At 50.2% G+C, this 24190-nt stretch carries 16 protein-coding genes; 10 read left to right on the forward strand and 6 right to left on the reverse strand.

Features of this window, described 5'->3' with window-relative positions:
* The first annotated feature begins 1 nt into the window (after position 1).
* A complete protein-coding gene (gene ftsE / locus QOL41_RS09945; RefSeq protein WP_283429631.1) occupies positions 2 to 691 on the forward strand; it encodes a cell division ATP-binding protein FtsE in 690 nt (229 codons plus the stop codon).
* Here the strand turns inward: ftsE and QOL41_RS09950 are convergent.
* The 4 genes from QOL41_RS09950 to QOL41_RS09965 are packed head-to-tail and all read right to left on the reverse strand — an operon-like array spanning position 688 to position 4459.
* A complete protein-coding gene (locus QOL41_RS09950) occupies positions 688 to 1446 on the reverse strand; it encodes a pseudouridine synthase (protein ID WP_283429632.1) in 759 nt (252 codons plus the stop codon). The two genes, ftsE and QOL41_RS09950, sit on opposite strands and share 4 nt — an antisense overlap.
* Positions 1433 to 2257, reverse strand: a complete 825-nt coding sequence (locus QOL41_RS09955) for an arginase family protein (RefSeq protein ID WP_283429633.1) — start codon at positions 2255 to 2257, stop codon at positions 1433 to 1435. The genes QOL41_RS09950 and QOL41_RS09955 overlap by 14 nt, the downstream gene beginning before the upstream one ends.
* 18 nt (positions 2258 to 2275) lie before the next feature.
* The gene (locus tag QOL41_RS09960) at positions 2276 to 3184 is read right to left on the reverse strand and encodes a radical SAM/SPASM domain-containing protein (RefSeq protein ID WP_283429634.1); all 909 of its coding nucleotides are present in this window, start codon (positions 3182 to 3184) and stop codon (positions 2276 to 2278) included.
* Positions 3185 to 3187: 3 nt separating this feature from the next.
* The gene (locus QOL41_RS09965; RefSeq protein WP_502846882.1) at positions 3188 to 4459 is read right to left on the reverse strand and encodes a chloride channel protein; all 1272 of its coding nucleotides are present in this window, start codon (positions 4457 to 4459) and stop codon (positions 3188 to 3190) included.
* A gap of 170 nt (positions 4460 to 4629) precedes the next feature.
* Between QOL41_RS09965 and QOL41_RS09970 the strand changes: the two genes are divergently transcribed.
* The 6 genes from QOL41_RS09970 to QOL41_RS09995 are packed head-to-tail and all read left to right on the forward strand — an operon-like array spanning position 4630 to position 17006.
* Positions 4630 to 6606: an alginate O-acetyltransferase AlgX-related protein gene (locus QOL41_RS09970; protein WP_283429636.1), complete on the forward strand. Its 1977-nt coding sequence runs from the start codon at positions 4630 to 4632 to the stop codon at positions 6604 to 6606.
* Complete coding sequence (locus tag QOL41_RS09975; protein ID WP_283429637.1) at positions 6596 to 7342, forward strand: transglutaminase family protein; 747 nt, start codon at positions 6596 to 6598, stop codon at positions 7340 to 7342. The genes QOL41_RS09970 and QOL41_RS09975 overlap by 11 nt, the downstream gene beginning before the upstream one ends.
* Positions 7343 to 7377: 35 nt before the next feature.
* Positions 7378 to 10122: a TIGR02171 family lipoprotein gene (locus QOL41_RS09980; protein ID WP_283429638.1), complete on the forward strand. Its 2745-nt coding sequence runs from the start codon at positions 7378 to 7380 to the stop codon at positions 10120 to 10122.
* Between the two features lie 3 nt (positions 10123 to 10125).
* Positions 10126 to 12846 carry a TIGR02171 family lipoprotein gene (locus tag QOL41_RS09985; protein WP_283429639.1) on the forward strand — a complete coding sequence of 907 codons (2721 nt, stop codon included), beginning with the start codon at positions 10126 to 10128 and terminating at the stop codon, positions 12844 to 12846.
* A 3-nt stretch (positions 12847 to 12849) separates the two neighbouring features.
* Positions 12850 to 15579 (forward strand): TIGR02171 family lipoprotein, encoded by a 2730-nt coding sequence (locus tag QOL41_RS09990; RefSeq protein ID WP_502846880.1) that lies wholly within the window; start codon positions 12850 to 12852, stop codon positions 15577 to 15579.
* Positions 15573 to 17006 (forward strand): hypothetical protein, encoded by a 1434-nt coding sequence (locus QOL41_RS09995; RefSeq protein WP_283429641.1) that lies wholly within the window; start codon positions 15573 to 15575, stop codon positions 17004 to 17006. Before QOL41_RS09990 ends, QOL41_RS09995 begins: the two co-directional genes overlap by 7 nt.
* A 50-nt stretch (positions 17007 to 17056) precedes the next feature.
* Here the strand turns inward: QOL41_RS09995 and QOL41_RS10000 are convergent, their stop codons facing one another.
* On the reverse strand, positions 17057 to 18448 hold the full coding sequence (locus tag QOL41_RS10000) for a glycoside hydrolase family 5 protein (RefSeq protein ID WP_283429642.1): 1392 nt from the start codon (positions 18446 to 18448) through the stop codon (positions 17057 to 17059).
* Positions 18449 to 18614: 166 nt separating this feature from the next.
* Here QOL41_RS10000 and QOL41_RS10005 point away from each other — a divergent pair, with 166 nt between their 5' ends.
* Positions 18615 to 19811, forward strand: coding sequence for a PD40 domain-containing protein (locus QOL41_RS10005; protein WP_173652929.1), 1197 nt, complete (start codon positions 18615 to 18617; stop codon positions 19809 to 19811).
* 35 nt (positions 19812 to 19846) lie between these two features.
* On the opposite strand, the gene QOL41_RS10010 is transcribed toward QOL41_RS10005, so the two are convergent.
* Positions 19847 to 20605, reverse strand: a complete 759-nt coding sequence (locus QOL41_RS10010) for a TrmH family RNA methyltransferase (protein WP_283429643.1) — start codon at positions 20603 to 20605, stop codon at positions 19847 to 19849.
* Between the two features lie 71 nt (positions 20606 to 20676).
* Here QOL41_RS10010 and surE point away from each other — a divergent pair, with 71 nt between their 5' ends.
* Positions 20677 to 21474, forward strand: a complete 798-nt coding sequence (gene surE / locus QOL41_RS10015) for a 5'/3'-nucleotidase SurE (protein WP_283429644.1) — start codon at positions 20677 to 20679, stop codon at positions 21472 to 21474.
* Positions 21474 to 24176 carry a DNA gyrase subunit A gene (gene gyrA / locus QOL41_RS10020; RefSeq protein WP_283429645.1) on the forward strand — a complete coding sequence of 901 codons (2703 nt, stop codon included), beginning with the start codon at positions 21474 to 21476 and terminating at the stop codon, positions 24174 to 24176. Before surE ends, gyrA begins: the two co-directional genes overlap by 1 nt.
* Positions 24177 to 24190 lie beyond the last annotated feature (14 nt).

The following is a 24190-nucleotide window of genomic DNA, read 5'->3' on the forward strand; positions in this document are numbered from 1 at the left end:
CATGATTCACTTTAACCACGTCACTAAATCTTACGAGGATAATTGGAAGGCGCTTTCCAATGTGACGTTGCGTATTCATAAAGGTGAATTTGTTTTCTTGACCGGACATTCTGGTGCTGGTAAGTCGACGCTCTTGAAGTTGATTTACATGGACGAACGTCCGGACGAAGAACGCGGTGGCCAGGTGATGGTGAAGTTTACGGGCGACTGCCTGTATGACAGCAAGAATACACCTGATAACAAGATTCAAGCGCTTCGTCGCAAGATGGGAATTATCTTCCAGGACTTTAAGCTGTTGCCGGACCGCAATGTGTTTGAAAATGTGGCGCTTGCGCTCCGCATTGTGGGAACCCCCAGCAAGTTGATCAATGCGGCGGTGTTCGATGCTTTGGCCTTGGTGGGCATTAGTCAGAAACGCTTTGCCATGCCGTATACGCTTTCGGGCGGTGAGCAGCAGCGCGTGGCGATTGCACGTGCAATGGTGCATAACCCGTACCTGCTTTTGGCTGACGAACCGACGGGTAACTTGGACCCGAAAAACGCTGAAGAAGTCTTTAAGATTTTCAAGGAAATCAATGCCCGCGGTACAACTGTGGTGATGGCAACCCATAACCCGGACTTTTATCTGAATAGCCCGTTCCGCCGCTTGGTGCTTGACCACGGCGAACTTTTGAATAGAGATTTGATTTAAACTTGAATGGCGCGGATTTCGCCGGGCTTTAAATCACCTAGCGTGTACTTATCGAATTGAATGCGCATGAGGCGCATGACTTCATAGCCGAGGTGGGCCAGCATGCGACGGATTTCGCGGTTCTTGCCTTCGGACAAAGTAATTTCAAGCCAACAGTTCTTTTCGCCTTCGTTTGCGAGTGTGACGCGTTCGGCGTGCATGAATTCTTCGCTTTCGCCGAAGACGCGGGGCGGAACGTTGAAGCCTTTTTCCATTTGTGAAAGTTCGGCGGCGGAAGGCTTGCCCTTGACTTGCACGCGGTAGATTTTGAGGTGTGTGGGGTCGGTGAGGACGCGGTCCGCCCAGGCTGTGTCGTTAGTAAACAGCAGCAAGCCTTCGCTTGCGGCGTCGAGGCGGCCTACGGGAGCGATGTGCGGCATAGGCTTGCCGGGGTACATCTTGGCGAACTGTTCGCGGAATAAATCCATCACGGTCTTGCGGCCCTTTTCGTCGCTTGCGGTGGTGACGATTCCGCGAGGCTTGTTCATGGCGAAGTAGACGAACTCGCTTGCGGTAACGGGGACGCCGTCAACGAGAATTTCGTCGTTTTCGTAGGCAGGTGATTCGGGGTCGCGCACAGGCTTGCCACGGAGAAACACGTGGCCTTCGCGCACCAACTTTTCGGCTTGGCTGCGGCTGCAATAGCCGCGTTTGGAAATGACGCGGGCAACGCCGTGGGCGCCTTGCTTTGTGGGTTTGCGGTTATTGAATGCCATGGAGTCCCGTGAGTAAGCGGAAAAGTTTCTCGTTTAGCGCGTTGTTGAGAGCGTCTGCTGTGGCGGTGTCTTCGAATCCTATGTCGCGGGCGCGTTCTCCGCAAATGTCGATGCCTAGAATTTTTCGATTTTGGGCGAGAATCTGGAGCGTTTCGGCCAGTTGGTCGTAGGTGAGAGAACCTTGATCCCAGTTGGTAGCGGCCTCTGCCGTAGAGAGGGCGTCTTTGTCGATGCTGATGTGACACGGAAGTGTCATCCTGAGCGAAGCCCATAAGGGCGAAGCCGAAGGATCTTTCCCGAATGAATTTAGTTCGCTTTCGCGGATGAAGGTGACGCGGTTCAGTATTTCGGCGGAGTTTGCTTGTGAAAGGTCTTCGCGAATTTCTTCGACTAGGTGGTCGGCGACTCCGATAACGATTACATTCTGCACGAACTTGTTGTGGTCCAGAACTTCTTTAATCCAACCACCGCAACTCAAGATTCCTTCGAATCTAGGCGGTTGCATATCGGGGTGGTGGTCGAATACCACTAGGTCAAAAGGTTCCTGAACTTGGTCTGTCCAGAGTTTGCTCATGTAGTGGTAATTGCCGTTATCGAAAAAGTGAATGCCGAAGGAATCGTTGCCAACGCTTTCGATTTGTTGAAGGAGAATGGCTTGCGCTTCGTCATCGCAGTAGCAGTCGGTGCCGTCAACTTGAGTGCAATCAAACCAATGAATATTCTTGTCGGTAGCCGCAGACTCCCGCAACCCTTGTATAAAAGGCTGCTCGGCGTAAACGCCTGTGAAATCTTGAACGGTAACGATTGGCATGTTGACTCAAATATAAACTTATTTTCCAAAGCGCTTGCAGAAGGTGCAACTTTGACAAAGCGGGTGGCGCAATTCGTGTTTTTCGAATCCTTCGCGGAGGCTCTTGGCGGCAGGCGATTCGAGAATTTCGGCGAGGCTTTGGTCGGCAATGTGCCCGAGCGTGATTTGCCCGCTATGGTCGAGACAGCAAGCGACAACGCGGCCATCGTGCAGAATCGCAATGTGGGTATCGAGGGCGCGGCATGAACCGGCGGTAGATTTGGCGCGTCTCTCGTCTAACTCGGGCCATTCAAATCGGGAATCTTGATGCAGGTAAATTCTTCCGACGACGGGGAAACTCTTGTGCCGACTGCAGAAATGCTCCAGCGAAATTTGTTGGCGAGGTTCTGCGCCGCTTGATGCATTTCCGAAAGCTTCGTTGACCTTGGAAATCATGATTCGATTCCATGTGTCGCTGGCGTCGTCGCCTACGTTCCAGAGTCTTAAATTGATATACAGGTCCGGACGTTCGGCGTTTGCGAGCTTACAAAAGTCGAGGACATCTTGAAGGTGGCGCGAGGCTATCTCTGGCGTAAGTTCCGCATAGGCATGCGTTGAAAAATTCACTTGTCGCACGGTGGGGGAGGCAAGAATCAGCTTGCCGGTGCGTGCAATGGTGGTGCCGTTTGTGGTCAAGTTCAGCTTGAGAGGAGTTGTCTCTAGTTTTTTCAGGAAATGGCCGAATCCCGGATGCAGCGTGGGTTCGCCAAGCACATGAAAGTAGACATTTTCAGCTATGGTCGCCGATTCTGCAATACAACGTTCGAATAGTTCCGAACTCATGAAATCACGTTTGCCTTGCGAATTCTCAGAAGAATCCTTTCCGCAGGGGCAAAAGCTGCAATTCAAATTGCAAACATTTGTGATTTCAATATAGACCGCGTTCATGCTTTACTTGAGTCTCAGCTTTTTCTGGGCGTAAATGCTTTGTCCGCCGTTGCAAACGAAGGCGAATACGCATACGATAAAGAATGCGGGCAGTGTGTCAAATCCAAAAATCTCGGCGCCAATGAAGATGGGTGCCAAGAGCGTGTTGGTCGCTCCGCCAAAGACGGCTGCGTAACCAAGGGCAGCTGCGAGCGGCAGGGGCACGCCTACCATGGCGGCTACCCAAGCGCCAAAGGTTGCGCCGATGGCGAACAACGGCGTGACTTCGCCGCCCTTGAACCCGACGGCAATTGTTGCAATCGTGAGTGCAAATTTCAGAATCCAGTCGCAGGCAAAAACCGTCGTGCCAACGGCGGCTCCGTTTGTAAAGCAGAAATCAATCAGGTTCGTGCCCAGGCCCGCATAGCGGCCCTGCCAGAACAACAGCAAAAGAAGGCTAATAGCGATGCCGACAAAGGCGATGCGCTTGAATGCATTTGGCAACTTGTTTGCGGCGAGATTCTTGGCGAGCGAAAGCAACTTGGCAAAACCGCCACCGACAATGCCGAAAAGAACACCGAGCAAAGTAAGTTTCAGTACAAATTGAATATTCAATCCGTTTTCATTCCACAGGAGTCCGGCGACATTCCAATCCGGGAAAAGCGTGCTCAAATCAACGGAGAACTTTTCAAGCCCGAGCATTTCGGAAACCTTGTAGGCTGTAAATGCCGCGACCGTTGCGGGGAGTAATGCCGACAGATTCAAGTAGCCCACAAGCAGAACTTCGAGCGCGAGCGCAATGGCGGCAAGCGGTGTCTGGAAAAGCCCGGCAAAGCCTGCGGCCATGCTTGCAATCAGCAGAATCTTGCTTGCGTTTTCAATATGAATCTTTTTGCTGATGTTGTGCCCGAGAGTTGCGCCAATTTGAATCGCGACGCCTTCGCGGCCGGCGCTACCGCCGAACAAATGAGTAAGCCAAGTACTCACCGCGACCATCGGGATCATGCGCAGCGGAATTTCCCTTTCTTTACCGTGGGCGACCCCGAAAACCATGTCCATGCCGCGTTCGGTGCCTTTGCCAAATTTTTTGTAACCCAGTACAATCACAACACCAATCAAGGCGAGTCCCGGAATCCAGTAAAGCGGGTTGGCATCGCGTACTGCGCTCACTGCCAAGAGCACCTGCCCAAAGAAAGCTGTAAGAGCTCCAACAATTGCACCTATGACAGCTGCAACAACCGTTAAAATCGGGAGCGATAGCCATTTTTGAACAAATGCGCGGATTCTTGCCTTCATTTGTTCCTTTGCCATTTGCATCATTTGCTCCTTCATTTCGGAGGACATGCTGGCGAATTGTTCCTTGAACTGGTTGTATTTGCCAAAATCTCTAAAATTCATGGATAATCCTTGATTGCGCGGTAAATTTAGAAATTTAGTCCGAAAAGCAGATTTAGTATATTTGAAATATGAAATTGGAATCCCGCTCTAAAAAATTTTCATTGACTCAGATTTCTTTGGCGATGCTTTCGTCGTCGCTCTTGGTGGCAGCACTTTCTTCGTGCGCTTCGAACAAGCCTGATGCTAATGCACCCGCGACCGAGAGCGTGTCTGCGGAGCGCCCGGCAGCACTTCCGCCTCAGCCTTCGACTCCGGTGACCGTGTTTGAAATGAAGTTTCTGAGTGTAGACAAGCAGGTGCGTGTGGTTAACAAGCCCACTCTTGCGGCGCTTGATTTTGCAGCGTATTTCAATAATCCGATTCGCTTGGCGGGCAAAGAAGAAAAGCCTGAAAACTATACGGGCAAAATGGCTTCGGCAAAGCTTGCAGAATATCCTTTCCCGATGCTGGATTCCCTTTCGGAATATGAACCTGCCGCTGTTGCGGGCCGTCAGCCTTTGGCTTGGGAACCGCTTGCGAAAATTCTATACGCACAGACCGGAAATGATTCGCTCTCGCAGATGTTGAATTCTATTGAAGCGGTCAAGTGGAACGAACCCGATGTATTCAGAGCCTTCCAGACGGTAACCCGCATGTGGGGCGTTCCTCTGAGCGATGGCTCGGTAGATTGGTGGGTCGAAGTGATGCCCGCTATGTGGACAGAACGTTCTGTGTTCTACGGCAAACTGAAGTTAAGCTCTACAGGTGAAACTGCTGAAATCCTGAATTATTATCTGACTGGCGAAATGAACATTGACGACGCCATGAACTGGGCTCGTACATTGTCTTCTTACTGGTATCCGACTTTGAATACGGACTTGGAACCCCATACGGCAGGTGCGACCTGGGAAGGTGACAAGAATAGGCCTTTCGCTGTGATGCGCGGAAACCCGATGGGTACGCCGATGTGGATTGCTTTTGAAGTGCCTGCTTTCCGCATGAATGACGAAGCCTTGCGCGCCAAGCGTACGGCAGATTCTTTGGCCGAAGCGGGCGAGGTGGTGCCGGTGAACCGCACGCTCGATACAAGTTCTGCTTTCAGGCTCGAAACGCTTGCTTCGCTCGAAGGAACGTGCCCTGTGAATGCGGACACGAAAAAGTTCCGCGATGCGCTCTCGAAAAAGCTCAAGAAACTCCCGAAGGAACAGAACGCTTGGGCCGGTGGCGATATGCTTTGGTTCAGACGTAACGCCAACTACCTGCTCGCAGATAAAATAACCGGTCAGGACAGTTTGCACAATCCGCTCCCGCGTCTGTTGGAACTCAAGAAGTATCTGGATTCCTTGAATGTGCAGCTCTTGGTGGTGCCGGTTCCGGTGAAAGAAGAAATTTATGGCGACCGCTTGGTCGAAGGCACTGCCGCTGACCTTTGCGTGAATCCGGCTGGTCGCGAATTCACTCGCGAAATGCTTGCTGCTGGGCTCGATGTGCTTGACCTTTACCCGGCCTTGATGGCCGCGAAATCGGGCGATGAACCGCCGCATTACAGCTACCAGCGTTACGATACGCACTGGTCCTTGCCTGGTATGCTTGCTGCCATGGAACTCTTGGCTAGCCGCGTGACGCAGTATTCTTGGTACGCCGAATCGGGAGCACAACCTGGTTCGCTTAACCTGCAAGAAACGAAAACGGTACGTGAAGGCGATCTTGTGGCGCATTTGCCCGATGCCGAAAAGTCTAAATATCCGGCAGATACTTTGCCTGCAATGAAAATCTTCAAGGGCACCGAAGCCTACAAGGGCGGCAAGAATTCCCCGATTCTCTTGATGGGAGATTCCTTTACGGGCGTGTTTGAATCGGTCGACCAAAAATCGGGCGGCCCGGGCTCGCTCTTGGCTTACGCAACGGGGCTCGATGTGCAGGTGCTTACTAGTTGGGGCGGCGGCCCGGGCGTGTATCACCGCATGATGAAAATGAAGAAGGATATGCAGAGCAAGCGCCTCGTGATTTACATGATGACGGCTCGCGACTTCTGGCAGTCTCCCATGGAGTGGGATGCTCTCTAAATTATCGCGTCTTGCAAAGCGCCTGTTCTGGCCTGTGCTAATCGTCGTTTTTGCGGCGTCGTTAGCGCTAGTGCTCTGGAGTGGGCGCGCCGAGACCATGGGCTTTCGCGATGCGGCGTGTTCTTTTGAGGACCGCATGCCGGGTTGCCTTGACTCGCTTGAACTCTGGAATGGGGGACTTGCGTATTTCGACAGTTCGCTTGCGACTACCGGCGATACCTTATGGAGCTTGAAAAGCCTGCTTTGGACATACTGGGGACTTGAATTTGCGGGCGCAGGTGATGCTGCCGTTTCCGCCGAAGCGATTCTCCCGCTGCATGTGCTGCAAATGAAAAAGTCCGGCTGCATGGGCCTTTCTTGGCTTGCGATGATGCTTGCCGAAGCGCGGAACTTGCCACTTTCTGTCATCATGCTCCCGGGGCATGTGTTCCTGCGCTACGGCGCGGATTCCTCGACGGCAATCAATCTGGAACCCAACCGCGAAGGCTATAGCTATACTGACGCCGAGTACCGAGAAAAGTACAAGGCTGGCCCCTGGACTGGGCTTGAATTCAAACCGCTTACGCCCTCGCAGTTTGTGGGACTTGCCGCTTTCAACATGGGAAACCTGTACTTAGACAGCGATTTGCGACGTGCGCTCACTTGGTATCGCATGGCCGAGGAGTTCTTTTCGGAATATCCGGGCATCAAGGCCAACCAAGAGATTGCTAAAAGCCGCTTACCAGACCATTTGTAAGCGAATTTTGGACTCGAAATTGCTATTTTTAGCAAATGCGGGTCATTTTTTTATTATTGACATCTTTGCTTTTTTTCGCATGCTCTCTTGATGGCAATTCGACTTCGGGGAGTGCTTTTCTCGATTTTTCTGACGATGATTTAGAGGGAATGGTTCGCGTATCCGCATCAAATGCGAATTCTTTGCTGGGAACCAATGACACGAATGCCAATGTAGAAGAACGCCCGCGGATGAGGGTGAAAATCGACTACTCGTTTTCGATGGGTAAGCATGAAGTCACTTGCGGTGAATTTAATTCCTTGATGAAATCGCAGGGCTTGACTCTTTCTTGTGAAAACAAAAAAATGCCGGCGACGGACTTGACGTACTACGATGCCGTTTTGTACGCCAATGAAAAAAGCAAGAAAGCGCACATGGATACGGTGTATACCTATACGAGCAAACAGGTCGATGGTAACGGTCACTGCACTTTCTTGGAAGGCTTTAATTTCCATGCCGATGTAGATGCTTACCGCTTGCCGACCGAAGCAGAATGGGTTTTGGTGGCTGGCCGTGATTGGAATCCGCAAAATAGCTGGAATGCTGAAAATTCTCAATACAAGTTGCATGAAGTTTGCACCAAGAATGACGATTCTAGCAGTTTTTGCGACTTAGCCGGCAATGCCATGGAATGGGTCAATGACTGGCTCGGATTCTTTAGGGATACAACCATTTACAATTATGCCGGATCTCCCGATGGCGGAAACCTAGGCAAGAGAATAGTGAAAGGCGGTAGCTATCGCCACATGCCGTCGGCCATGAACTTGTATAGCCGTACCGATGTCTATACCGTGACTTCTTCGACTCGTGCCGAATATGTCGGTTTCCGTTTGGCATATGGCTCGATTCCTGATGCGGTCTGGATGGGCTATAATGGCCTGGTGAATTCCAAACGCGTGATTTCGTTAGTGAATCAGCGTACGTTAAAATCGATTTTGGGGTCATACAAAATTATTCTCGCGTTTAGAAACAATCTAAACAGCGCTCTCGATTACTTGAATTATTCTTCTGGGACGATTTATACCGCAGAAATTGCAGATGGTGTTGATGTGTATCATCCGGAAATTTCTCCCAATGGACGTTATGTCGCCTACAGTACAGGCTTGGAAGGCGTGTCCGGCAGCTCGGCGATTTATGTCAGAATGCTTTCGTTGTCAGAGAATTATCTTAACAAGTTAGATGTCAAGAATGCCGCGATTCCGCGTTGGCGTGTTTTGCCCAATGGCGATACCGTGATTGTTTATGTGACCGATGCCGGAAATAATAAAGATGAAACTTCGTTCAAGAAGGCTTCTACTTGGCAGGTTACGTTCATGAAGGGCCGCTTTGGAAAACCGCAAAAAATCATGGATGGTGCCTATCATGACGGAATCAGTGTTGACAATCGCTTGGCGGTATCAGGGGCGCGTTTGCTTCGTGCAAAGATTGCAGATTCCAATTCTACTGTGAAGAATGCTAAAGATACGCTCTTGTATAACGGCGAACAGGCTTGCAATGTGTCGCTGGCACAAGACGGTTCCAAGAAAATGCTGTTCTTGGATTTTGGCGGAAAAACGGGCCGGAAGTTTGTGGGCGAATCGTATGGAGTCCATGAACGTCTGTTAGTGATGGATAGCACGGGTAAACTCATTCAGTCTGTGAAGTCTCCGGATGGTTATTCGTTTGATCATAGCGAATGGGTTCATGGTCGTTCTGACCTTGCGGTGGTATCTTTGGCCGATGCCAATGGCATGCATAAGAAAATTGCCTTGGTGAACTTGACTGACAGTAGCATTGTGGATTTGGTGGAAGGTGATGACTTGTGGCAACCCAGCTTGTGGGTTCCTGAAGCTTTTGATAGGTCTAAGATTGAGGTGGACGAAGATAGTGCCGGTGTGTATATGCATGAAGGCGACAACCTTGAAGGCATTTACATGCGCTACAACATGGAATTGCTGTGGCGGTATCGTGATTCGGCAAGTGTGGTTGTGTTAGGTTCTTCGCGTCCGTTGCTTTCTATTTCGCCCAAATTCTTTGGCAGAAAGTACTTCACCATCAATTTGGCTCAAACGCCTAATTCCATATACATGTCGAGGGATTATTTGGACAACTATATCTTCCCCCATGTGAAAAACTTGAAGTACATTATTCTGTCTTTAGATATCGATTTGTGGTACAAGGACAAAGACGAAAATTTCTTTGAAAGCGAATACAAGCAGTACGCCGGCTATGTCTATGATAAGAATCATGATTATTGGAAAGACGGATATCCGCAGGGTTTGATGGAATGTACTGCCAATTATCTTTCGGTCGAAGGGGAAGCGTACTATTTGGATGAACGAGGCCTTTATACGGGCTCGAAGTGCAAGGCATGGGGAGATGTTAAAATCGAATTGGATTCCATGTTTTTCGACGAACATCCGGAAGCTCTTGAAAATTCCATGAACGTGCTGAAGGATATTCTTCAAAAGGCCGAAGATAGGGAAATTTTTGTGGTGGGCGTTATTTTCCCGCAGAACCCCAAATACAAGGAAACAGGTGCCTTTGGTCGCTATGGTATGCGTAGAAGCCTTGCCAAAGAAGTGATTGCAGAATTGAAGAATATGCAAAAAACGTATCCGCATTTTAGAGTCTTTGACCAGAATAAAATGGGTGACCACGATTATGCAGACGAAAAGGCTGGGGATACAGACCATCTGTGCATTAAAGGGGCCTCTCAGATATCTACACGACTTTATGAGTTCATAAAGACCTTGAGGTAAATGATGAATAGGATGCTTTTGTTGTTGCTGCTCGGCGCGCTTTTTGCGGCCTGCTCCAATTCTGAAAGTGTATATTCACAACAAAATTCAGGGTCAGCTCTTGAAGTGGATTCCCTTGAAGGCATGCTTGCTGTTCGCATGGAACAGAAGAATCTTGTGCTGGGTTCGAACGATAATGCGACAAAAACTAACGAACGCCCGCAAATGAGCGTGTCGCTGCAGTACGATTTTTCGATTGGCAAACATGAGGTAACTTGCGGCGAATACAATTCCTTGATGAAGTCGGTCGGAGCTTTGCTGGATTGTGAAGGCGACAATATTCCGGCAACTAATGTGACGTATTATGATGCTGTCTTGTTTGCGAATGCGCGCAGCAAGGCGGAAGGCTTTGATTCGGTGTACACGTATACGGCAGCCTCTTTTGATGCGGAAAAGCATTGCACCAATTTGGAAGGTTTTGCTTATCACCCCGAAAAGCAAGGGTATCGCTTGCCGACCGAAGCGGAATGGGTTTATGTCGCTGGCCTGAATTGGAATCAGGCTTCGGGCTGGACTTCTGATAATTCCGATTACAAGTTGCACGATGTTTGCTCGTTTGCTTCGGCAGACAATGAAGCCTGTGACCTTTTAGGAAATGCGATGGAATGGGCCAACGACTGGTTGGGCAATTTCCGTGATACGATGGTGGTGAATTACGTGGGCGCACCCGATGGCGGCTCGCTTGGCCAGCGTGTGGTGAAAGGCGGAAGTTTCCGCAATGAGGCTCGTTCCGTTGCGCTTTATTCCCGTGGCGATGTCTATATGGTGACGTCTTCGACTCGCGCCAATTATGTCGGCTTTAGACTTGCTTTTGGTGTGATTCCTGATGCGCTATGGATGGGCTCCGACGGTAAGGTTGCTGAAAATAGGGTGGTTCCTTTGGCTGGAACTTCGACGGTTCGGTCTGTGGTCGGTACGAATCGCAGCAAGTTGGTGTTCCGGAATGACCTCACGAAAAATCTTGCCTACATCGATTATGCGGGTGGCTCTCTTTCAGTGATTGAAATTGCGGATACCTTGGATGCTTACCATCCTGAAATTTCGCCGGATGGACAGAAGGTGGCGTTCTGTACTGGGCTTGAAGGGGTTGCTGGCAAATCGTCGCTTTACGTTCGCGACTTGAATGCTGAGGGCTCGAACCTTGTAAAGCTTGATGTCAAGAGTGCGGCGATACCGCGTTGGCGAGTGCTTGAAAATGGCGACACCGCAATCGTATATGTGAGTGATGCCGGAAACAACAAGAATGAGTCTGATTTCAAGGCGACCTCGACATGGCAGGTGACTTTCGCGAATGGAAAATTTGGAAAACCGCAGAAATTGTTTGATGGCGCGTATCATGGCGGCCTGAGCGTAGACGGCTCTTTGGCGGTAACAGGTGCTCGGCTCCTTCGCGCACGAGTGGGTAAATCTAGCACAATCTGGTACAACGAAGAACAGGCATGCAATGCCTCGCTTGCGTCGGATAGCTCCAAGCGAACCTTGTTCCTTGATTTTGGTAGCAAGACCGGGCGTGATTTTGTGGGCGAAAAATACGGCACGCATGAACGGATTCTTGTGGCTGACAGTACGGGCAAATTGATTCAGTCTGTTGCAGCTCCGGCAGGTTATGCATTTGATCATAGCGAATGGGTCAAGCATTCCGGCAAACTGGCGATAGTAACGTTTACGAATGCGAGCGGTGCGCATACAAAGATTGCTCTTGTCAATCTGGAAGACTATAGCTTTGTAGAACTTGCCGAAGGCGACGAACTCTGGCACCCTTGTTTTTGGTTTAAAGAAAGTTTTGTTCCCGAAGACGATGTGCTGTTAGATTTGGATAGTGCCGGCGTGTACTATGTAGAAGGGCAAAGTTGGGACCATCAGGTCATGAGTATCAAGATGAGTCTCTTCTGGAAAAACATAAATAGTATCGAAATCTTGGGCGTAGGTAGTTCCCGAATAGAAGACGGTTTGATTCCCTTGAATGTTACGGCGGGAAAGACTCTCAATATGGGACATCCCGGAAATGATTTGAATGCGGCTCTCTATGTCGCTGAAAACTATGGCTTGCTCCATTTGCCCAAATTGAAAGCGGTCGTTGTCTCGCTGGATATTGATTTGTGGCAGGTGACAACGGAATACACGCACGAAATGTTTGATGTGACTCCAGGTTTTGTGTACGACGCAAATCATCAATTCTGGAAAGACGAAATCCCGTATGCTTTTGTCGATGCAGTGAATAACGCTATGGTCGGTGGCGATGCTTATGCAACCTATTATAAAACGATGGGCTTTGCGGCGAATCTGTCTGGTTCTTGGGGCAATCCCGATGTTGAAAAGGATTCGACTTGGCAGTATGTTTTGCCGACAGCGATAGAATGGAACTTGGAACGCTTGAAGTCGTTTGTCGAAAAGGCAAAAGAGAAAAATGTTGCTGTTGTTGGCATTATCTTCCCGCAGAATCCGGGATATCGCAATACAGGCGCATGGGGTCGTTACGGCCCGACAAGAACCGTCGCGAAAAAAACTTTGAAATCTTTGGAACAGTTGGAAGCATCCCATTCGAATTTTATATTGCTCAATGAAAATAAAATGGGAAACCACGATTATTCAGATGAAATGGCTGTCAATACAGATCATCTGAGCGAATTGGGCGCTCGTCAATTGACCGAAAGATTGGATTCACTTTTAAAGGAAATGGATTAAAAAATGTACCGAATGTATTCGCTTTTAATTTGCGGTATCCTTTGCCTTGTAACGGCTTGCTCCAATTCTGTGGGCTATACCGAAACCGTCAATAACGGAATTACCGTTGACACTCTTTCGGGAATGCTTCGCATACCTGTTTACGATGCTCGAGTCGTTCTCGGTACAACGAATGAATTGGCCAAGTCGAATGAACGCCCGCAAATGACGGTCATTCTGGATTATCCATTCTCCATTGGCAAAAGCGAAGTGACCTGTGGTGAATTCAAGTCGCTCATGGAATCTCAAGAGTATTCTATAGATTGTGATCATAATGATTTGCCGATAATGAATGTGAGCTACTATGATGCCGTTCTTTTCGCGAATGAACGTAGTAAAAAAGAAGGCCTTGATACCGCTTACACCTATAGCAGTATCGTTTATGATTCTGACAAACATTGCTCTAATCTCGAAGGCTTTGCCTTCCATCCCGAAGTGAATGCTTATCGCTTGCCGACCGAAGCGGAATGGGTCTTGGTGGCTAGCATAAATTGGAATCCGGCGCAGGCTTGGACAGCCGAAAATTCTGATTACAAGGTGCATCGCGTTTGCGGAAAAAATACGGCTGAAAATGAAACCTGCGATATGGCGGGAAACGTAATGGAATGGATCAATGACTGGCTTGGAAATTTCCGCGATACAACGGTGACAAACTATGTGGGCGCACCCGATGGCGGCTCACTCGGTCAGAGAATTCTCAAAGGCGGAAGTAACCGCAATCCGGCCTATTCTATCACGCTCTTTAGCCGCGGCGACGTATATACGGTAACGTCTTCGACAAGAGCTAATTATGTGGGCTTCCGTTTGGCCTATGGCGCCATTCCCAATGCGTTGTGGATGGGTTCTGATGGCAAGGCTGCAGTAAGTCGCGTGGTGCCGCTGGCAAATTCTTCTACACTGCGCTCGTTTACCAAGACTTATGCAATGAAGCTTGCTTTCCGAAATGATTTGACGGGAAACCTTGCCTATATTGATTATTTGGGTGGTGCCTTGACGGTTGAAGAAATTCAGGATTCCTTGAGTGTCTATCATCCGGATATTTCTCCTGATGGCAAAAAGGTGGCTTTTTCTACCGGTCTCGAAGGCATTGCTGGCAAGTCGGCGCTTTATGTCCGCGACTTGGATGCCGAAGGCTCGAATCTTGTAAAGCTTGATGTCGAAAGTGCGGCAATTCCGCGTTGGCGTGTACTTGAAAATGGTGATACCGCAATCGTATATGTGACTGACGCCGGAAACAACAAGAATGAGTCTGATTTCAAAGCAGCTTCGACTTGGCAGGTGACTTTTGCAAACGGTAAATTTGGCGAACCGCAGAAGCTGTTTGATGGTGCTTATCATGGTGGCATTAGCGAAGACAATTCTTTGGCGGTCACTGGCGCTCGACTCCTTCGCGCACGAGTGGGCAAATCTAGCGTTATCTGGTATAATGAAGAACAGGCGTGTAATGCCTCGCTTGCCCAAGATAGCAGCAAGCGCACCTTGTTCCTTGATTTTGGCGGCAAGACCGGGCGTGATTTTGTCGGATCCAAGTATGGTACGCATGAACGCATTCTTGTGGCAGACAGCACGGGCAAATTGATTCAGTCGGTAGCTGCCCCGAAGGGTTATTCGTTTGACCATAGCGAATGGATTCCTAGCGGCAATAATCTGGTGGTGGCGACGCTTACGAATGCAAATGGCGCTCATACCAAAATCGTACTTGTCGATATGTCTGATGGCAGTGTTGTGGACTTGGCCGAAGGCGATGAACTTTGGCACCCTGCATTCTGGTTTAAAAAGCGCGTTGCTACGGGTGACGGTGTGTCGCTTGACTTGGATAGCGCTGGAATGTACTTGTCCGAAGACCATATTAATTCGCAGTCCAAGCATCGCGTGAAAATGGAATTGTATTGGAAAAATTTGAATACCACGAATGTGTTGCTAGTGGGTAGCTCCAGAATGGAAATGGGTATCGATGCCGATATGTTCCCGGAATGGAATATGTTCAACTGGGCTATTCCTGGAATCGACCCTGTTCGCGATATGTATTTTGCGACCAACTACGGAATGAATCATTCGGAACATTTGAAGGCCGTGGTATTCTCGCTTGATATCGATAGCTGGCGCGGTACCGAAGACTTCCTTTCGCTGATGCTTTATTCTGCACCCGGTTACATGTACGATGCCAATCACCAATTCTGGAAGGATGGCGTTCCAGAAGACTTGATTGCTGCTGTTGAAAATTCGTATCCGGCTGAAACAGATGTGAAACATCAAATTTCAGATAGAGGTACGTCGATGGCCATTTCCCGCGGCTGGGATGCCGACCCGATTGAAGTCTTTTACGATTCTGTCTATACCAAAAAGCAAATGAAGTTCTTCAATGACCGCATTGAAGAATTGAAGTTCTTTGTGGACATGGCGTCAGCCAAGGGCATTTATGTAATCGGTATTATTTTCCCGCAGGCCCCGCAGTACAAAAAGACGGGTGCGCTCGGCTTGTATGGCTTGCAGCGTAGCGTCGCGAAGGAAGTGATTGAATCTTTGCAAGCTTATAGCAAAGAAAACAAGCATTTTGTTTTGATGGATGAAAATAAAATGGGTGACCATGATTATACCGACGATATGGCGCATAATCGTGATCACTTGAGCTATCTCGGTGCCGCTCAAATGACAGCACGCCTGGATTCTGTTTTGAAAACGTTGAAATGGTAATAGCCATTTTTGTCATACTGCTTGCGATTTTCCCGCTGACTGATACCGACATCTGGTGGCATTTGGCGTGTGCTCGCGAGTGGGTGACTACATGGACGCCTGTCCGCACGCCCGTTGTGAATGTGCATGAGTACTTTCAACTGGTCGTAGGCTTTGTCTATGGTTTGGGAGGCGCACCGCTTTTGGTTGCCTTCAAAGCGCTTTTGTGGGGAATCGTCTTTTGGCTTTTCCTTCGCCGACCCCGTCACTGTTATGCTGAACAAGGTTCAGCATCGGCAATTTCTGCCTTAACCATTATCCTACTGTTCATTTTCCGCTACCAGTTCGAGGTTCGCCCGGTTCTTTTTTCGCTTTTGTTCCTTGGCGTTTACTGGAATGCGGTTCCGTGGCTAGCCAAAGAATGGCGCGAATCTCGGTTCGGTATAAAGCGGATTGCGTGCGCGGCGCTGATTCTTGCTGTTCAGTGGATTTGGTGCAAGTGCCAGGGGCTTTATGTCTTGGGCCCGATTTTTGCGACGTTAGTATTGTGCGCCAGTTTGCTTGAATCAAAAAAGCAGAGGAGGCTTTGCGCGAAATTTGCAGTACCGCAAGTTGCTTTTGTGTTGTTTCTTTGGATAATGCCGTTCTTGCATCGCGAAGGCTGGGCGTTGTTCCTGTATCCGTTTGGATTGTTGGACCGCTTGCTTGGTCTTACTCAATCTGCTGCGATATTTGCAAGTCAAATTGCCGAGAATCGTTCTCCTATAACGCTCTTGATGGCGGGGGAGAATAGGATTGTTTCGACGGCAATGATTGTGCTGAGCCTTGTTGGGATAATACTTGCTGGCATGAATTGGCGTTCCGTAAAATCTTTGTGGATGCTTGCCATGGCGATTCTCGCGCTTGTTGCCGAACGCAACTTTGTTCTGTTCTTGCCTGTGCTGTTATCAATGAATAATGAACAATTAAAAATGAATAAATCCATTTTTCATCACTCATTTCACATTCCACATTATTTGATTGCGTTTGTTTCTCTTGCTTTTATTTTGGGTCTTTGGGCTCGTTCGCTTTCGGCTTACGACTATTCCATGGTTGCTTACCAGCGTGTGCCTGTGCAAGCCGCAGAATGGATGGCGAAAAATCCTCATTCGGGCAGGCTTTTTAACGATGACCGCGCCGGCGGTTACATGGCGCTAACGAATCCCGCCGACTCTATTTATATCGATGGCAGGTTCATCCTTAAGACCGCAGATTTATTTGAACGGTATCTGAATTACGCCCAAGATCCGGCGTTGTTCATGCATGATGCCGATTCTTTAGGCATTGACCGTGCCCTATTCCCGCTGCAGTATTACGCCCGCTGGGATAAGCTGATGCTTGCCCTTGATAGCGATTCCCGCTGGCACCTGGCCTACCGCGACGAATACTTCGCTGTGTTTGATAAATAAAAAAGGTCCGACCCGAAGGTCGGACCCCTTTCTCTCTCGTTTGATTGGTATTACTTAATCTGGAAGGCGCGAACCATGTTCGTAGCGTTTCCATGAACTCGTGCAAAGTACTTGCCTGCAGGGAGCTTGGCGAGCGAAAGCGTGCCGCTCACGTTGTTGATTGCCATAAGCTTGTCACCCTTCAAACTGTAGATTTCGACAGTCATCGGTGCGCCAGCAATGTGCAATGCATTGTCCGAGAACGAAACGTTGAAATTCACATTGGCCTTCACGAAAATCGGAGTTTCATTTCCGTTCCCGTTATTGTTGCCGTTGTTTTCGCCGTTGTTGCCACCCTGGTTTTCGTTGCCATTGTTGCCGCCGTTAGCTGCGCACTTGGTGTAGCTTGTGGGGTTGGTGGCAAGGTAGCCTTTTACGAGGTTACCGGAAGTGGTGTACTGAAGCGAAGTCTTGGTTGAAGAACCTTCAAATGCGGCAGTACCTTCGCTAATCTTGGATGCAGACCAGTTTGCCCAAGAAAGCTGGTGCTTGTTAATGTATTCCTGCCAGCTCTGGTTACGACCCTGATCCGGGTTTCCGCCGCCGCTAGCATCTGCAGTGCCCCATTCCGAAACGAATACGGAAAGACCTGCGTTAATGGCTTCTTCGCCGTTGGTACCTTCGCAAGTTCCACCCCAGTCGTACTGACCACTCCAGCAGTGGCTATTGGCGTAGTAGTGCAAGGTATAGGCTGTGTTTTTCTTCGGGTCGTTGACTTCGTTTCCGATGGCTGCTTGCGGGTTCTGGTCCCACTTGGGGGTGCCCACAAGAACCAGGTTGTCGGAGTATTCGCGAATCACGGAAACCACCTGGTCTGCGTAGGTCTTGATGGTGCCCCAAGCAATATCGGTGGGTTCATTGAACAGCTCGAAAATCACATGGTCATATTTACCATAGGTCTGCGCCATTTGCTTAAAGAAGTTCTTGGACGCTTCGGTCTGTTCATTTGCATTGTGAGAATGCCAGTCGATAATCACATAAATGTCGTTCTTGATAGCCGCTTCGACAACGGTTTTCATCAAGCTCAATTGAGTGTTGGGATCGCTGCCGTAGCCCTGATAGCCATTGCTCCAGTCTTCGTTGCCGGTGGCCATGGCGGCACGCACAATTTGGATGTTCATGTCGCGAACCATGGTGGAGATTGCTTCTTCACTCCAGAATTCGACGGCCTGCGGCATCAAACTCCAGTAAAGGCTCATACCGCGTACCTGCACTTCGGCGCCGTCCTTTACACCTTCGCAGCTACCATAAATGCGGCCCTTGCCTTGCGAGTTCTTGCCGGTCATCAACTGACCGTATTGGCTAACAGGGCCCACGCGGGTGGGGGTAATGTCTTGGGCTGCTGCAAACGAAGTGCACAGAGCCATCGACGACAGAAATGCGATTAGCGGTAATTTTTTCATATAAACATCCCTTTTTTTAGAAAATAGGTTTTAAACGCGGAAAAAGGCGAAAAAAGAACTTCTTTTTTGTTTACGCCTGTGTAATATGTGAGCGTGGTCAATTTTTTGAGGCCAAATGTGCCATTTTTTCGCGGTTTTTGGGGCGGAAATTACTAGATTGCGAGGTATGAAGAATGTGATGAAGTTTGCTATTCCGGCCTTATTGGCTTTTTCGACTGTATTTGCCCAGCAGGGGGCTCCGACTGGCGCTGCCGTTGATCCTACCGCTGACGAACAAAAGGCTCTTTCGGCCCTCAAGGGTAAGCTTGAAGGCGCGATTGTATGGGCCACGAGCCGTGCGAATAGCCATCACGATATTTGGATTATGAATGCCGACGGTACGAATGCCCGTGCCCTTACGCAGGGTGACAACGTGGACTGGTTCCCGCGCATTTCGCCGGATGGCTCTACGGTGCTCTTTAACCGCAGTAAGGGTGGTTGGGTGCCTGAAAACGATGCCAACTATCCGGAAAAGTGGGACTTGTGGATGGTCGACATTTCGGGCGAAAACGCTCGCAAGGTTGTGGACAACGCCACGTGGGGCACTTGGAGACCCGACGGCAAGTCTATCGTGTTTAGCCGTGCAGGCAAGGTGTTCTCGATGGATCTTGCAAGCAAGAAGGAAACGCTTGTGCTTGATGGCGAAAAGGCCTTCAATAAATCCGGCGTGATTCTGCAAGAACCGAACATGAGCCCCGATGGCAAGCATTTGGCCATTACGCTTCGCGGTTCCATGCGCGAAACGGGCGTGTGGGATCTTTCGAAGAATGCTTGGACTAAGTCTGGCGACGGTTGCCAGATTGACTGGAACTTTGACGGCAGCAAGCTTTACCGCGTGAACCCGACGGGTAACGGTGGCACGGCTGCTCCGAGTGAAATTTTGTGGTTCAGCGCTAAAGATGGCAAGCAGATTGAAAAGGTCGGTTTCTTTGGCATTCCGAAGAATGTGAAGTTGATGGACCTGCCTGGTCGCCGCAGTCACGAATATTTCCCGCGTCTCTCTCCGGATGGCAAGTGGCTCGTTTGGGGTGCGACCGACAAGGGTCACGATCACGACTTGTTCGACTACGAACTGTACATCTGGAAGATTGGCGAACCGGTTGAGTCGGCAACGCGTATTACTTACCACACCGGTAATGACCGCTGGCCGGACATTTGGCTTGGCAAGGTTCCGGTAAAGGAATCGGTATCTGCGAAGGCTGTAGAATCCGTTTCTAAGGCTGCAGCAACAGCAATTGCTGGTGGCGTGAGCGATGCCAAGATGGACGAACTGATTCAGGCCATCGATCGTTTGACAGAAGCAGTGAAGTCGCTGGCTAAGTAGTAGGCAGTAGACGGTAGGAAGAATTTTAAGACTGTTTACTTCGAACTGTTATCAGAACGAATCTTAAAGCACATAATGGCGTAGGCGCCGGCGACATTCATGCTCGCCTTGCGGCCAGCCATCGGGATTGTCACCTTCATTGTCGCTTCGGCCATCAGTTCCGGAGCGATTCCTAATTCTTCGTTTCCGAGGATAATGAGGCCTTTTTCGGGCCATGTTACGTTGTTTATACTCGGAATGTCTTCGCCGGTTTCAAGTGCTATGATTTCGTAGCCGTTTTCCTTGTGCCATTTGACGCAATCGAAGGGCGATTCCCAGCGCTTGATAGGAATCCATTCCTGGCAGCCGCGGGCAGCACTCTTGACTGTCACATGGTCTGGTCCGCAACTGTAACCGCTCAGGTGCACGCCTTCGAGCCCGAAGCAGTCTGTGCTGCGAATGATGGAACCGACATTGAAGGCGCTGCGCAGATTGTGCACGAGTACGGCAAACGGGAGCGGGGCTTCGTTGGCAACTTCGCGGTCGCCCGGCTCTTGTTCCAAGTAAACATCGCGTTCAAACCCGAGCCCGGCACGAGTGCGGAAAGTCTTGTACAGGTCAATCATTTGGGCCTGATTCTTGCCGGTCAGGCGCTCGCTTTCGGGGAGCTTCATCCATTCGGCGTAAGTATCAAATTCACGCTTGGCGCGGGGGACATCATCGCCCAATTGCAGGATGATTACGCGCAGTAATTCGGCCATGCGTTTGGCCTTAGAAGTCTCTTTTGTCGCTAGGAATTTTTTCTCGGAAAACATGCTCAAAAAGATAGCTAATGGAGCGGTTTTTAACCCCCATTTTTGAGTAAATTTTCTATCTTTTATCTTACATGCAAGACTACCCGAAGACACGTGTCCTCATCTCGAACGATGACGGAATCCAGAGTGGCTATATGCTCGCTTTGGCGTGTGCGCTTGTCCCTTATGCGGATGTGTGCGTTTTTGCGCCCGAAGTGGAGCAGAGCGGGGTAGGACACGCCTTTACAGTTCGGCGTGGGCTTTCGGTCAAAAAAGTGAAAATTCCGGAAAATGCGTCAATTGAGGCGTATTCCATGTCGGGAACACCTGCTGATTGTGTCAAATTTGCGTTGGGCCATTTTGCTGCTCATGGGCTAACCACCGAGGGGGTCGGTCCGGGTAATTTTGACGTGTGTTTTTCGGGCGTGAATCTCGGCGAAAATTCCGGCGTGTCGTCGCTCTATTCGGGTACGGTCGCAGGCGCTCGTGAAGCGGCTCTTTGGGGTGTGCCGGGCATTGCGCTTTCTCTCCGTGGCACGACTGCAAATATGCTCGAAACCGCAAAGGAATTTGCCGTGAAGGTGGTCAAGGACCGCTTGTTCGAACGGATTCCCGTAGGCGTTTTCTGGAACGTGAATTTTCCAAAGGCTACCGCCGAAACCTTTAAAGGGTTTAAGGCAACCAAGATGGCTCTTGGAATGTTTACTGACCACTACTCCCACGAAAATGGACTGTGGCAACTGGATGGCGATAAACTGTGGGATGAACAGCCTAAGGATAGCGACGACTATCTGCTGAATCAGGGCTATGCGACGATTACGCCCCACCGTATCGACCAGACCGACGAAGAAAGTTTGAAAATAATAAGTGAAATGATAGAGGAAAACTAATGTCAGAAGAATTGGTACCAGGTTCGCAAATCAGGTCCTTGATTGAAAAGGACATGCAGGATTGCTACTTGCGCTATTCCATGAGCGTGATTGTTGCACGTGCCTTGCCTGATGCGCGTGATGGCTTTAAGCCGGTGCACCGCCGTGTGATGTACAGTATGCATAAGCTCGGCGTGGTGCCGAACAAGCCGACGGTGAAGTCTGCCCGTATCGTGGGTGACGTGATCGGTAAATACCACCCGCATGGCGACTCTGCCGTGTACGAAACCTTGGTGCGTATGGCGCAGGACTTCTCGCTGCGCTACCCGCTGGTGTTCGGTCAAGGTAACTTCGGTTCTATCGACGGTGACGGCGCTGCCGCTATGCGTTACACCGAAGCCAAGATGAACAACATGGGTGCGCTCATGTTGGAAGACTTGGAAAAAGATACCGTGGACATGGGCCCGAACTTCGACGAATCTTTGGAAGAACCGAAGGTTTTGCCGTCTGCTCTCCCGAACATGCTGGTGAACGGTACCACCGGTATTGCCGTGGGTATGGCAACTTCTATGGCTCCGCATAACTTGCGCGAAATTGCAAATGCAATTCATGCGGTGGCTGAAAATCCGGATATTTCTGGCGAAGATCTTTTGCAGTATGTGTCTGGCCCGGACTTCCCGACCGGCGGCGTGATTTGTGGCCGCGCGGGCATCCGCGATGCTTATTTGACGGGACACGGCCGCGTGCGCGTGCGTGCTCGTACTGAAATCGATGTCGATAGCCGTGGTAAGCCGCGCATTGTCGTGAGCGAAATTCCTTACATGGTCAATAAGGCCGAACTCTGTAAGAAGATTGCAGAACTCGTGAAGGACAAGCGCGTTGACGGCATTACCGACATCCGCGATGAATCTAGCCGCGAAGGCATGCGCATCGTGATTGAAATGCGCAAGGATGTGGTGGCTGAAGTTGTTTTGAACAATTTGTTCAAAAATACGCAGCTGCAGACGACGTTCAGCATTTACAACTTGGCGCTCGTCAACAACCTGCCGAAGCTCCTGACGCTTAAGGAACTCATTCAGGTTTACGTGGATCACCGCTTGGATGTGATTACGCGTTCTACTCAGTTTGACTTGAACAAGGCCGAAGCACGACTCCACATTATTGAAGGCCTGCGTATTGCAACGCAGAACATCGATGAAGTGGTGCAGATTATCAAGTCGAGTCCGACGACCGAAGCTGCGAAGACTGCCTTGCAGGACCGCTTCAACCTCGACGAAATCCAGTCCCAGGCTATCGTGGACATGCGTCTTGCTCAGCTCACGGGCCTGAACTTGGAAAAGTTGGAAAACGAATACAACGAACTCGTTGCTACCGTTGCCGACTTGAAGGATATTTTGGAAAAGCGCGAACGCCGCGTGAAGATTATGCTCGACCGTCTCGATGCAATCGTCGACAAGTGTGGCGATGACCGCCGTACTTCTATCGAAGATGCTGTCGATGACTACGATTACGAAGACCTGATTGCCGAAGAAGAACAGGTGATTACGCTCAGCCGCGAAGGCTACATCAAGCGCTTGCCGATCGATACCTTCAAGGCCCAGAACCGTGGCGGCAAGGGCATTATCGGCGCAACTCTCAAGGAAGAAGACAACGTCGAACAGATCTTTACCGCAAGCACCCACAGCTACCTGCTGGTGTTTACGAACAAGGGTCGCGCTTACTGGACCAAGGTTTACCGACTCCCCGAAGGAACCCGCAACGGCAAGGGCCGCCCGATTATCAACTTTATCGGTCTTACCGAAGGCGAAAAGGTACAGGCGATTGTGCCGGTGCGCAAGTTCGGTGGTTACTTCTGTCTCGTGTTTGCGACTAAGAAGGGTGTCATCAACAAGATGGACCTCACGTTGTTCAGCCGTCCGCGTAAAGCGGGCGTGAACGCCATCAGCTTGGACGAAGACGATGAATTGGTGAAGGTTCAGCTCGTGGGCATGTCTGCCGAAGACTTCAAGGCTAGCCAGGCTGCCGAAGGCGAAGAAGCCGATGCTGAAGCCGAAACACAGGCTGCCGAGGCCGCCATCGCCGAGGAATCCGAAGACGCCGAAGATATCGAAGGCCGCCCGATTCCGAAGGACCTCTTGATGCTTGCGACCAAGAACGGTCAGGCCGTGACCTTCCCGATCAGCTGCTTCCGCGCCATGGGCCGCGGCACGCACGGCGTGAAGGGCATTACCTTGGCCGAAGGCGACGAAGTGATTTCTCTGTTGTGGCTCAAGGCCGGCAACAAGATCGTGACCATTACCGAAAACGGCTACGGCAAGCGCAGCGAACCTTCGACTTACCGCATTACCCGTCGCGGTAGCAAGGGCGTGCGCAACCTGAACGTGACCGATAAGGTGGGCGCCGCCGTATTCGTCGAAAGTGTCGCTGACGACTACGACTTGATCATTACCAGCCGCGAAGGCCAGGTAATTCGTATCAAGGCAGCCGATATCCGCCTCACGGGCCGTAATGCTCAGGGCGTCAAGGCCATCAGCCTGCGCGAAGGCGATGTGGTGCAAGATGCTACCGCACTCCCGAGCGTCGAGGATATCGAACAAGATAGCGCCGAGGCGAAGGAAACCTTCGACAAGGTGGAAGGCGTCGAAGTCGACGACGATTCTGTCGAAAAGATCGAAGACAAGCCGGAACAGCAGATTGGAGTTCCTTCTTCTGACGAAGAATAGCTTCAAATTCCGCT

The organism is Fibrobacter sp. UWB10, assembly GCF_900182935.1.
Classification (GTDB): Bacteria; Fibrobacterota; Fibrobacteria; order Fibrobacterales; family Fibrobacteraceae; genus Fibrobacter; species Fibrobacter succinogenes_O.